This window comes from Granulicella sp. S156 (assembly GCF_009766105.1).
In the GTDB taxonomy this organism is placed as follows: Bacteria; Acidobacteriota; Terriglobia; order Terriglobales; family Acidobacteriaceae; genus Granulicella.
Genome location: NZ_LMUH01000022.1, coordinates 458,939 through 471,047, shown reverse-complemented (window position 1 = coordinate 471,047; position 12,109 = coordinate 458,939). Strand labels below are relative to the sequence as shown.

Annotated in this window: 11 protein-coding genes; 3 read left to right on the top strand and 8 right to left on the bottom strand. The window is 59.6% G+C overall.

What is annotated here, in order from left to right; translation table 11 throughout:
- Positions 1–75: 75 nt before the first annotated feature.
- The 5 genes from leuD to GSQ91_RS17695 form a co-directional block, all read right to left on the bottom strand.
- Positions 76–708, bottom strand: a complete 633-nt coding sequence (gene leuD / locus GSQ91_RS17715; protein WP_158823077.1) for a 3-isopropylmalate dehydratase small subunit — start codon at positions 706–708, stop codon at positions 76–78.
- Positions 708–2,174, bottom strand: a complete 1,467-nt coding sequence (gene leuC, locus GSQ91_RS17710) for a 3-isopropylmalate dehydratase large subunit (protein WP_158823076.1) — start codon at positions 2,172–2,174, stop codon at positions 708–710. The genes leuD and leuC overlap by 1 nt, the downstream gene beginning before the upstream one ends.
- A complete protein-coding gene (locus tag GSQ91_RS17705; RefSeq protein ID WP_158823075.1) occupies positions 2,171–2,911 on the bottom strand; it encodes a hypothetical protein in 741 nt (246 codons plus the stop codon). The genes leuC and GSQ91_RS17705 overlap by 4 nt, the downstream gene beginning before the upstream one ends.
- Before the next feature lie 200 nt (positions 2,912–3,111).
- The gene (gene leuB, locus GSQ91_RS17700; protein ID WP_158823074.1) at positions 3,112–4,224 is read right to left on the bottom strand and encodes a 3-isopropylmalate dehydrogenase; all 1,113 of its coding nucleotides are present in this window, start codon (positions 4,222–4,224) and stop codon (positions 3,112–3,114) included.
- 132 nt (positions 4,225–4,356) lie between these two features.
- Positions 4,357–5,538: a 2-isopropylmalate synthase gene (locus tag GSQ91_RS17695; RefSeq protein ID WP_158823073.1), complete on the bottom strand. Its 1,182-nt coding sequence runs from the start codon at positions 5,536–5,538 to the stop codon at positions 4,357–4,359.
- 203 nt (positions 5,539–5,741) lie between these two features.
- On the opposite strand from GSQ91_RS17695, the gene GSQ91_RS17690 reads away from it, so the two are divergent.
- The 3 genes from GSQ91_RS17690 (at position 5,742) to GSQ91_RS17680 (ending at position 8,429) form a co-directional block, all read left to right on the top strand.
- Entirely contained in the window at positions 5,742–6,662 is a 921-nt protein-coding gene (locus GSQ91_RS17690) for a LysR family transcriptional regulator (protein ID WP_158823072.1), read from the top strand.
- A 463-nt stretch (positions 6,663–7,125) separates the two neighbouring features.
- Positions 7,126–7,581: a hypothetical protein gene (locus tag GSQ91_RS17685; RefSeq protein WP_158823071.1), complete on the top strand. Its 456-nt coding sequence runs from the start codon at positions 7,126–7,128 to the stop codon at positions 7,579–7,581.
- Between the two features lie 239 nt (positions 7,582–7,820).
- Positions 7,821–8,429, top strand: a complete 609-nt coding sequence (locus GSQ91_RS17680; RefSeq protein ID WP_158823070.1) for an outer membrane beta-barrel protein — start codon at positions 7,821–7,823, stop codon at positions 8,427–8,429.
- Positions 8,430–8,691: 262 nt separating this feature from the next.
- Here GSQ91_RS17680 and GSQ91_RS17675 read toward each other — a convergent pair whose 3' ends face one another.
- The 3 genes from GSQ91_RS17675 to GSQ91_RS17665 all read right to left on the bottom strand — a co-directional run.
- A complete protein-coding gene (locus GSQ91_RS17675; RefSeq protein ID WP_158823069.1) occupies positions 8,692–9,261 on the bottom strand; it encodes a porin family protein in 570 nt (189 codons plus the stop codon).
- 35 nt (positions 9,262–9,296) lie between these two features.
- Positions 9,297–11,201, bottom strand: a complete 1,905-nt coding sequence (locus GSQ91_RS17670; protein WP_158823068.1) for a hypothetical protein — start codon at positions 11,199–11,201, stop codon at positions 9,297–9,299.
- Between the two features lie 136 nt (positions 11,202–11,337).
- A partial coding sequence (locus GSQ91_RS17665; RefSeq protein WP_216845309.1) for an energy transducer TonB occupies positions 11,338–12,109 on the bottom strand: 772 nt, incomplete at its 5' end.

Below are 12,109 nucleotides of genomic sequence, written 5' to 3'. Positions count from 1 at the left end.
AGTGGTGATGCGAGCGAAGAACGGGAGACAGCAGGTTCCTCACTGCGCTCGGAATGACAAACAGAAAAACAAAAACTATGCAGCAGCCTTCGGTGCGAGCCAGAACTCTTCACTATGCTTCGCTTCGTAGCTGTCGAGTTCGGCCTCGTGCAGCAGGGTGAGGCCGATGTCGTCGAGGCCGTTCAACAGGCAGTGTTTGCGGAATGGGTCGATGTCGAAGTGGGCCTTAAAGCCTTGCTCGTCGGTAACAGTCTGGGCTTCCAGATTGATCGTGAGCGTATGCTTTGGGTCTTTCGTGCAGCGGTCGAGCAGCGTCGCCACTTCGTCTTCGGTGAGGCGGCAGAGGATGATGCCGTTCTTGCCCGCGTTCGAGAAGAAGATGTCGGCGAAGCTGGGCGCGATGACTGCGCGGAAGCCGTACTGGTTGATCGCCCAGGCCGCATGCTCACGCGAGCTGCCACAGCCGAAGTTCTTCTCGGCGATGAGGATCTCCGCCCCCTTGTACTCGGGCTTGTTCAGCACGAAGTCCTTGCGCTCGGAGACGTGGTCCGGCGTGTCGAGATTGTAGCGCCAGTCGAAGAACAGGAACTCGCCGTAGCCGGTGCGCTCGATGCGCTTGAGGAACTGCTTCGGAATAATCTGGTCCGTGTCGATGTTCGGCAGCGGCAGGGGAGCAGCAGTGCCGGTGATGATATTGATGGGCGTCATTAGCGCGAACCTCCTTTGCTGTTGTTGAACTTCCAGTGGCGGACATCGGTGAGATGGCCGGTGATCGCGGCGGCGGCGGCCATCGCAGGGGACAGCAGATGTGTGCGGCCACCGCGGCCCTGGCGGCCTTCAAAGTTGCGATTGCTGGTGGAGGCGCAACGCTCGCCGGGCTGAAGGATATCGGGGTTCATGCCGAGGCACATCGAACAGCCGGGTTCGCGCCACTCGAAGCCTGCAGTCTTGAAGACCCGATCGAGGCCTTCTTCTTCGGCCTGATGCTTCACCGACTGCGAACCGGGTACTACCATCGCGCGAACTGTCGTCGCCACATGGTAACCATCGACAATCTTTGCTGCGGCGCGGAGGTCTTCGATGCGTGCGTTGGTGCAGGAGCCAAGGAAGACTGCGTCGACGTTGATGTCTTCGATCTTAGTGCCGGGCTTCAGGTCCATGTACTCCAGGGCGCGCGAGAACGATTTTTTGTCGGCTTCGCTGGGAGCATCGTCGATGGAGGGCACCGTGCTGTCGATGGTGGTGACCATACCGGGCGACGTGCCCCAGGTAACGCTGGGCGCGAGTTTGGTGGCGTCGATGTTGAGTTCGCGGTCGAAGGTTGCGCCTTCATCCGTAACGAGCGAACGCCATTGCTCGACGGCCAGGTTCCATTCGGCTTCACCTTGAGGAACGAAGCGGCGACCCTTGAGGTAGTTGAAGGTCGTCTCATCGGGAGCGATCATGCCCGCGCGCGCGCCGGCTTCGATGCTCATGTTGCAGATGGTCATGCGGCCTTCCATCGAAAGCGCGCGGATAGCTGATCCTGCGTACTCGACGACGTAGCCTGTCGCACCATCCGTGCCGATGCGACCGATGATGTCGAGGATGATGTCCTTCGCGGTGACGCCGTAAGGAAGTTCTCCTTCTACATTAATGCGGAAGGTCTTGGGCTTCGATTGTGGCAGCGTCTGCGTGGCCATCACGTGCTCGACTTCGCTGGTGCCGATGCCGAAGGCCAGCGCACCGAAGGCTCCGTGCGTGGAGGTATGCGAGTCACCGCAGACGATGGTCATGCCGGGCTTAGTGGCACCAAGCTCGGGGCCAATCATGTGCACGATGCCTTGTGCGGCGTCCTGCACATCGAAGAACTCGATGCCGAACTCGGCGCAGTTCTTGCGCAACGCATTCACCTGCGCATTGGAGATCTGGTCGGCGATCACGAGACGGTCCTGCACCGAGGTTGTGGGCACATTGTGATCCACGGTCGCGATGTGGCGATCCGGGCGGCGCAGCTTGCGGCCGGCGAGGCGCAGGCCGTCAAAAGCCTGCGGTGAGGTGACCTCATGCACGAGTTGGAGATCGATGTAGATAATTGTCGGCTCGCCGGCGGGCTCGGCGACGACGTGCTGCTGCCATACCTTTTCGAATAGGGTGCGAGGGGCGATGGCTTGAACGCTGTTCTGTGTGCTCATGAGTGTGTTCCTTGACGAGATGCCTGATTCGGATCGATACCCGGAGGGCAGTAGGCTGGTTGGATACCGGCATCGAGTGCGCCGATGATGTGTGGAACGCCGTCGGGATCGACAACGATGGCGTTGGTGATATTAGGTGCCTTGCATCCTCCGCCGACGAAGGCGGAGAGGGAATCTTTCAACGATTGCGGGAGTTGCTGCGCGTTGAGTTCGCGCGAGGGAAAGATCCAGAGCGTGAAGGGCGCGTGAGAGTCATCGGGCGTGCGGTCCTGCTCATTCCAGCGCAGCGCTGCAAAGACGACAAGCGGCGTACGTTCACTTTTACTGGCGGCCAGATCGGTGAAGAGCAAACCACGCTGCGCGCAGTGTTCGACGACGCAGCCGGTGATGGTGAGATGGCGATTGTCGGTACTGGCGACTTTGCCATCGCCGCCAAGAAAAGTTTGTGCCGCTTCGTTAAGCGGAATGCCCAGGCCCCACATCGATTGCGGAGCATTGAGGTTTGCTTGCAGCAGAGTCTTAAAGCGCAGGTCGGTGAGGAGGCCGGACTTCGTGCCATCGGGAGCAGGCTTCGCGTACCGCCATAGCCACTGGAGATCATCCTCCGGCTGCTGATGACGGATCTGGGGTGGTTTTGGTGGAGGGGCAACGAGGTTGTCGGGATTGGTGATCTGCGCACGTGTCGCCGTTGCTCCGGTGAGGAGGAGGATGGCGGCGAGTTGGAGAGTCGTGCGCATGATTGTCGTTGCTTTTGCTTCTGCTCTTGTCTTTGCTCTTCTTGTTGTCATTCCCGAAGGGAATCTGCTTCTGCTCTTGTGGCCACAGCGTTACTTGGCTCTTGTTTGAAACCAGCGTCTTTGTGGTGTCGCCAGGAAACAGCAGATTCCCTGCGGGAATGACAACAAGAAGAGCAAAAGCGACAACAAAAACCTAATCCCTAAACAGCGTGCAGCGACTGATGCCGATCGATCGACTCAGCCAGCGCCTGATGCACGAGCTTGCCCATCTGTTGTGTCGTGACATTGGCCGCGGTGTTGCCACGCGCGATATCTGCCGTGCGATGGCCAGCCTCAAGCACCTTGGCCACAGCGGCTTCGATGGCCACCGCCTCCTGCTCGAGTCCACCGGAGTGGCGCAACACCATCGCGGCGGTCAGGATCGCGCCTAGAGGATTGGCCTTGCCCGTTCCAGCGATGTCCGGTGCGGAGCCGTGTACGGGCTCATAGAGGTTGACCTTGCCGCCGATGGTCGCTGAGGGCAGCATGCCGAGCGAACCGGTGATGACACCGGACTCGTCGGAGAGGATGTCGCCGAAGAGGTTCTCGGTGAGCACCACGTCGAAGTTGCGTGGGATGTTCATCAGGTGCATCGCCATCGAGTCGACGAGCTGGTGTTCGACCGTGACATCGGGGTAGTCGCCCTTGAGGGAATCGACCGTAGCGCGCCAGAGCTGCGAACACTCCAGCACATTCGCCTTGTCGACGGAGGTGAGCTTCTTGCGGCGCTTCTGCGCCAGCTCGAACGCGACGCGCGCCACGCGGACAACTTCGTCGCGGGTGTAGCGCATGGTGTTGATGGCTTCGCCGCCGCCGTTGCCTTCCTTGTTCCACCAGCGCGGCTGGCCGAAGTAGAGACCGCCAAGCAGCTCGCGCACAAAGAGAATGTCCGCACCCTTTGTAACCTCGGGACGCAGCGGAGAGTTCTCCGACAACGCGGGGTAGGCGACCGAGGGGCGGAGGTTGGCGAAGCCGCCCAGTTCCTGCCGGATCTGCAGCAGGCCGGCCTCGGGACGCTTGTCCGGGGTCAGGTGGTTGAACTTGTTGTCGCCGACCGCGCCCAGCAGAACAGCATCGCTTTCCAGGCACATATCGATCGTGGTCTGGGGCAAGGGGGTGCCATTGGCCGTAATGGCGACGCCGCCGATGAGAGCTTCGGTGAATGTGAACTCGTGGCCACCGAACTCGGCTGCTGCCTGGAGAATTTGTGTGGCCTCGTGGGTTACTTCAGGGCCGATGCCGTCGCCGGCGAGAACTGCGATCTTCAGCTTCATTACCTATCCTTCAAGTGCAGTGGTGATCCGGGAAGCAGATTCCCCATTCGACTTCGCTCAGGGGAATGACAACCAGAAAAGCAAATACAACGACAAAAGCAATGCGTAACGGCAAGTGCGAAAGCAGCGACTCTACGGGACTGGAGTTGCTAGTGGCTCGGCGCTGTGCGTGCTGAGCAGGGCGACGATGTCCTGGTCGTAGATGGATTTCTTGCGGTCCGCCAGTTCGGTGAAGCGGTGGTAGACGGTGTCGAGCTCTTCGCGTGTGAGCGTGTGGCCGAGTTCGGTGAGGCGGTGCTCGAGGGCGCGCCGGCCGGAGTGTTTGCCCAACACGATCGTTGTGGCCGTAACGCCGACGGAGCCAGGCGTCATGATCTCGTAGGTGAGCGGGTTGGCCAGGACACCGTGTTGATGAATGCCGCTTTCGTGGGCAAAGGCATTTTTGCCGACGACAGCCTTGTTGGGGGCGACGGGATGATCCACAATCTCGGCCAGCAGCGCGCTGGTGGGATAGAGCTGTGTATTCACGATGTTCGAGGTGTAGGGCAGAACGTCGCGGCGTACCAGCAGCGCTGCAGCTACTTCTTCCAGGGCGGCATTTCCAGCGCGTTCGCCGATGCCGTTGACGGCTACTTCGACCTGACGCGCTCCACCCTCGATGCCGGCCAGCGTATTGGCAACGGCGAGGCCAAGATCGTCGTGACAGTGCGTGGAGAAGATGACCCCTTCCATACCCGGGAGCTCTCTCAACATGCGAAAGATGGCAGCGTATTCGGACGGTGTCACATAGCCGACGGTGTCCGGAATGTTAATGGTGGTGGCTCCGGCCTGCACGGCAACCTTGACCATCTCACAGAGGAAAGCGGCTTCGGTGCGAGTCGCGTCCATGGGCGAGAACTCGACGTTGTCCACAAAGGAGCGAGCCCTGCGTACTGACTCCGCGGCCAGATCGAGTGCCTGTGCCCGGGACATCCTCATCTGGTGTTCGAGATGGATGTCGGAGGAGGAAAGAAAGGTATGGATGCGGTTGTTCTGAGCGGGTTCCACGGCGCGGGCGGCTGATTCAATGTCCGCCTGCTTGGCTCTTGCCAGCGCGGCGATGCGCACACCCTTGACCTCTTTGGCGATGGTTCGCACCGAGTCGAAGTCGCCTGCGGACGCGATCGGAAAGCCGGCCTCGATGATATCCACGCCAAGAGCGGCAAGCTGATGCGCGAAGCGCAGTTTTTCGACCGGGTGCATCGTGCAGCCGGGCGACTGCTCGCCGTCGCGCAGGGTGGTGTCGAAGAAGACGATCTGATTGGAACTTGCCATGGATAGAACCTTTCCGTCTCGACCTAAGCATAACGTACACTTATGCTGTAAGCGGGATGTATGCGAATTTCTAATGCCGGTATAGGCGACGCCAGCCTGTGAAAACGGTACTCTTTTCTGCGGCTGAAAAGCAATGGCAAGGGTCGTTACGCATAGGGTACGAAAGAAGTTGGATTTCGCAAAGAAAGAAAGGCCAGGGACTCGTGGATCTGTTCCAGTTAGAGACGTTTCTGGCGGTAGCCGAGGAACGCAGCTTTTCCCGCGCAGCCGCTCGGCTGCACCGGACTCAGCCTGCGGTCAGTCAGGTGATCGCCAAGCTCGAGGCGGAACTTGGCGAGACCCTGCTGGATCGCTCTTCGCGCGATGGCACGCTGACCGATGCGGGTGGCGTACTCCGTGAATATGCCGAGAAGATGTTGAACCTCAGGTCGGATGCGGCCTCTGCGCTGGTCGACCTGCGTTCGCTGCATACCGGCCGGCTGAACCTGGCGGCCAACGAGTACACCTGCCTCTACCTGCTGCCGGTGCTGGATGCCTTCCGGCGCGAGCACCCGCGGGTAAAGGTCGCGGTACAGCGGGCACTGGCCAGCCGCATCGCCGACGAGGTGCTCCAGCACTCGGTGGAGCTGGGCGTGGTCAGTTTTCGTCCGGACGATCCGCAGGTGCGGTCGATGCTGGTGTACCGCGACGAACTGGTATGCATCGTGAGTCCCGGCCACGCGCTGGCGAAGGAGGGCAAGGCCTCTATCCAGCGGTTGGGGCGCGAGATATTTGTGGCCCACAATGTAGCCTCGCCGCTGCGCCAGAAGGTGATCGGAGCCTTCAAGCGGCACAAGACGCCCTTGCAGATGGAGGTCGAGCTGCCGTCGCTGGAGGCCATCAAGCGCTTCGTCCAGCGCGGCAATGGAGTGGCTCTGGTTCCGAGGCTGACCGTCGAGGTCGAATTGGAGTCGGGCGAGCTGGTTGCTATTGCGGTGCCGGAGCTGCAGGTCGAGCGCAAACTGCGGCTGGTCTACCGGCGGCAGGCAGCCCTAAGCCACGCCGCACGCGCCTTCCTCCAGGTGGTCGAAAAACACGCCGAGGAGCACGGCGACCCATTCTGCTTTATCGCGGAACGAGCTTAACGGCGCTGTGAGATGCACATGAATCACCACAGAACTGTCATCTCGACCGGAGTGCGGGGCCCCCGGCGAACGTTCTCTGTTCGCTGGGGTGCGACGCGGCGCTTTTGCCGCCGTAGCGGAGAGACCTGCATCAAGGGTGGAGGAGACACGGCGAGCGTTTTTTGCTCGCCGTGTCTCCGTAGCTCTGGGTTACGGACCCAAAGAAAGTAGAGCCCTGAAGGGGCGGTATATCGCGGCTGCACGATATACCTAGGAAAACAAAAAGCCTATCTCAGGGGGCTAAAACTCGGACCTATCTCAAAACCAATAACAAAGACCAGAACTACCGAAATAGTCCCAAACCGGGGAACCTTTCTGAGAAGCCCACGTCTTTAAGCAGTAGCTGTGAGTGTTGCCAATCCGGTCACGCGGAACAGCCTATTGTTGCGAGATGAAAGCGAGTTGACTCATGATGCCGAATGCAATGGAAACGAAGAGAATGCGCACGGCAGCCGTGCTGCTGTGCGGAGCGATGCTGGCCGTGCTGCCAGCCATGGCGCAGCAGGATGCACCGCCTCCTCCGTCGCAGGGACAGACACAGGGCGGACCCCATGGTCGTGGCGGCATGATGAATCCCGAACAGCACGCCGCCCACCTGCAGAAGGCTCTGGGCCTTTCGGACGACCAGACCGCACAGGTGAAGGCAATCTTCACCGATGAGCAGACCAAGGGGCAGGCGTTGTGGCAAAACACGTCGCTCTCGCGGGAAGACCGCCATACCCAGATGGAAGCGCTGCGTCAGGATGAAGACACCAAAGTGCAAGGCGTCCTGACTGCCGACCAGAAGACAAAGTACGCCGCACTGCAGGCGCAGATGCGCGAGCATAGAGGCGATCAGCAAAACGGTAACGGTGGTGCGCCTCCGCCTCCTTCAGCGTAGGAATAATGCTTGGAGCCGTATGCATGTAACACACGAAGGGCCTCTGCGGAGGCCCTTCGTTTTTGCAGTAGAGGTGGTGCCGGAGCCGATTCATTCGAGAAACGCAGCGGTCAGCCCGCGCAGTAGTGCGGCGAGCGGGTACAATTAGTCATTAGCGCGCCGCGGGTTCGGTCGTGCTCTGTGAAAGTTATTGCAGGGCAATGGGCACGGGGAGCGATTGCGAAGGGATTTCTGCAAGCATGAAGAAGATGATGTTGCTTGGCGCTCTGCTGGTATGCACCGCCGCCGTGGGTTCCGCCCAGGAAAGCCGGCAAGATGTGAGTGCGAGCGCTTACGGGTTGTTTGGTCCAGAAGTGCATGGTGCTGCTGGAGTGACGGAGAACACCACGGGTGCTCTGGGTTTTCTCGGAAGCTACCGTTACTCGGTGACACCGCGCAGTGGGCTGGAGGTTAACTACTCGTTCTTGCAGAACTCGGACAGGTATAGCAACCCCAGTTTTGGTGTCAATAAGCTGTATGTCCACTCCCGGCAGCAGGAGATATCCGGAGCCTACGTCTACTCGCGGAACTACAAGAACTACAATCCGTTCCTTGAGGTCGGCGTGGGCGGCATGATCTTCTCGCCGATTCGGGATTATGGCACGCAGGTGCTCAGTCTCAAGCAAAACACCAACATCGGGGCTCTCTTCGGTGGCGGCGTGGCTTACGAGATCAGCCCCAGTTTCGACATCCGTGCGGAGTATCGTGCCTTCCTGCTCAAGGCTCCTGACTTTGGCTACGCCAACTTCAAGACCAACCGCTATGAAGTGTTGTCGATGCCGTCGATCGGTCTTGCGTACCATTTCTAGAAAAGTTTGATTCAAGTGTAGTAAAGAGGCCCGGCGATTGCCGGGCCTCTTTCGTTTGGATCTCCCTCTTATTGAACAAGATAAAGGTGTGATATCCGCCACTCATGAGCGTTTAACGATGATTGGGTAATGCTACCCGGACCAAATCATTTAGCGGGTACGGGTGACTTTATGTCTTTTGCACCCCATACCCAGATCCAATAACAAAGCCCCGGAAGGTCCGGGGCTTTGCCGTGTTTGAGTAGGATCGTCCAGAGGCGAGCTAACGACGACGAGGCTTGCCGGGCGGGAAGTGATACGCAACTCCAACGGTAATAAGCTGCGGTGTCAGGCTATTCTGCCGAAATCCGAACCAGTGCTGATACTCATACTCGGCACGGACGTTGAGATGCTTCAGGACTGCGATGTCCACGCCGGCACCCAGGTTGAGTGTGTTGTAGGCAAGGTTGGCACGCGGAAGACTAGCATCCGTAAGAGGGAAATTGAAAACCCCACGACCGTACAGACCCTTAGCATACGGTTTGAATCGGCCAAAGTTCCAGAAGTACCGGCCGCCAGCTTCATAGCTCCGCTCATAAATCCGTGCATTGGCAGCACCCTGGTACTGATTCAGCTCGTGAAAGTCGACCTCTGCCCCGATGTGCCTGCGGAAGTCGAAGTCACTGTAGAACCCAAAACCGTTGAGGTTAGTAGTTCCGAAGTCGGGATAGGCATGGGTGAGGGTCCCGCCTACCTGCAGGTCGCCGAGCCGGCTGGCAGCCGGAGTGGACTGCGCCAGAGCCATCGAGCTGCAGGCAAACGTGAATGAGAGAGCCAAGATAAGATTCTTCAACGAGGAGTCTCCATCAATACCGCCGAGAAGCACGGTTAGTTCTGCGGCGGGTTAGCCGTACCGGTTGTTGGAGCCGTTGCAGGCTGAGCAGGTGCTGCCGCTGGCGGGTTCGTTGTATCGGCAGGTGCTGCTGTCGGAGCCGCATTTGGATCAGCCGGGACCGGTACTACGGTGGCTCCGGGTGCAGGAGCGGCTGCTGGAGCTGCGGAGGGCTGCCAGTAGGCAAGCCGCAGGTAAACCGGTGTGATCTCAAACGGGATCTTGTCGCGCGAACTCAACAAAGGCTCGTAGGTGGTGTGCAGCTGGATGACCTGGTCGGTCCAGGGATCGTAGCGGAGGTACTGGCCCAGAGGCGTTGCTCCCTGTTGCTTCAGGTCGTTGTTGTCGAGCTTGGGGCCCTTGGAGATGATGGCCTGCATCCAGAAGGAGCCGTCGGGCTTCAACAGGCTGTCGCCGATCTGGGGTTGAGTGAGTTGCTGCAGCCCTCTCTGCCGAGCCTGAAGCTGCTGGAGGTAGAGAGCGAAGTACTGCTGGCCGTCGGCGAGGTCCTTGACGCTCAACAGCTCCATAGCCTTCTTGGCAGCTTCCAGATTGTCGGCATTGGTATGGTGCATCGGCAACTTCTGGAAGGCGGCCTGGCTGGGGAAGAGCAGACGGTCGCTGAAGGCATACTTGGTGTCGATGCGGTGGCCGAGAATGATGTGCGCTACCTGGAAGGCCAGCAAGGCGTTCAGGTTGCCTGCCTGCTGCGCGCCGTCGGCCGAAGGGATAGCCGTCGTGTCGATCAGGCTCTTGGAGATCAAGATCGTGTTGCCGATGGCCAGCGACTCCAGGGGTGTCGTCAGCAGGATGCGGACCTTGAGGGGGCGCGATGTTGGAATCTGGTTGTAAGCGAGGATGTTGTTCGCGAGATCCGAGAGAGTCTTGTCGAAGTCGCTGGGGGCATCGATCAGGCCGGCGGTGTAGAGACGGTCGATGACGTTATCCTCGGCCTGCTGGACCCACTCACGCTGCGCCTGCAGCGGGCTGACGTCCGGTGCCTGCTGACTGGTGTCGATCGCGCCTTCTACTTCCAGGCTGGTCTGGTCAGCGTCTTTATTCGGAACCTTCAGGGAGTAACCCCAGATGTGGTTGACGGCCTTGAACTTCAGCACGTGCGCGGGGCTCTTGGGGTCGGTCTCTTCGATGTAGGAGGCGGTAGGCAACCAGAGATCCTCTCCCACGTTGGTGCGCCACGAGTCGAAGTGATAGTACTCGGCGCGGTCCTTATCCTCACCGGCCAGGTCGCCGTTGTAGCGGACGATGTTGCCGCCGTTGCGCTCGACCCAGACGCGGCCGAAGAAGCGGCCAGCACTTTTCTTGACGGGCTCAACATCGAAGACGACAGTCGGAACCGTTCCGAGAAAATCATTGCGGACGAAGTAGAAGTTATAGTGCTGGCGATCGAAGCCATCGCCATTCGGTCCGTTGGAATCGATGACGACCATGCGGACGAAACCGCCCTCGTCATAGCTGAGATGCAGGGTCTTGGTCAGGCCGGACAGGCCGCTAAAAGCGTGTTTGATGCCGTCGAGTTTCCCAGTTTTACCGTCGCTTGAATCGTGCTTGCCTTCGGCGTAGCTGGTCTGCGTGATCTCTTTGCCGAAGTTGATGCGAGTCAGGTAGTGCGCATCTGCCTCAGGGACCTGGATCATGGCCGCGTCGGGACGCATGTTCTGAATGTAGGTCTCGACGAGGGGTTGGCGCTCCTTGAGGGCTTTGATCACTGCCGCTTCACGGGTGATCGCCTTGTCGATCAAGGCGTTCTGGGCTGGGCTCGGTTTGCGAGAGACCGTTTGGTCGGTCTTTTTCTTCCCGAAGGGGCCAGCGGCAGCTGGCAGGGCCGAGGCAGCCAGAAGTGAAAGGGTCACGGCGGCAGTGAGTTTTGTCCGGAGATTCATAATATGTCTAAAGACTCCTTTTGGTTCATCGGATGCCGCAATCGGGCGTCCCGTTCAAACGTTTCGGCACAGTGTGCAGGACTTCAATAAAGTCTTGTGCGTCGAGTTTTCTGATAAGAGCTTGTCTATCTGTAGATTAGCTCATTTGGAAGTTGACTTTTACGACGCCTTCCCAGTCGACCGGGTTTCCTGAGGCGTCTTTTGCAGGTTGAAATCGAGTACCCATAACGGCTTGTCTGGCGGATTCATCAAGGCCGTGGCCGAGACCGCTGGTCACACCCAGAACCTCAACGGCCCCGGACGCCATGACACGGATCCGCACAGAGACATTTCCCTCCAGATGCAGAGACTTGGCTTCAGCAGTGTAGACCGGAGTGGGCTTGTAGGTAACCCGCGGTGGTGTGGCGGCAGCGGAGGAGCGGATCTGAGGGGTATTTGCAGCCGGAGGGGCTGCAGCAGTTTGCAGCTGAACCTGCCTCGGCGCGTTTGCATAGTTCGTCGAGTTCAGGGGCCCGTTGCTGCCTGGGGTACCTAGCTTTACGCCCTTGACCTCATGCGACCCATTGTCGTGGCCATTGATGCTGGTGCAGTTCGGGCAGCCGGAGCCGAGGCTGACTGAGGTCGCATGTGGACCGCTGCCGGTGTTGGAGGCGTTCATCCCGGGAATGCCCTGCCCCCCCAGGTTGACGCGAGATACGGCAGGTCCGGTCAGTGGCTTCAGCGGGTTGTCGGCCTGTCCCAGGCGCACAGCCGTGGGATGTGCATCGTTATTGGGCACGTGGGCCGCAGAGGCGGTAGCGAGATTCACCTTGACTGCGGCTGGCGGCTTAATGATCTTTGGCGGTGCCGGTTCGCTCACGACGGGCTTCGGTATCGGGACCGGAATCGGCTTCACGTCGGGCGGTTTC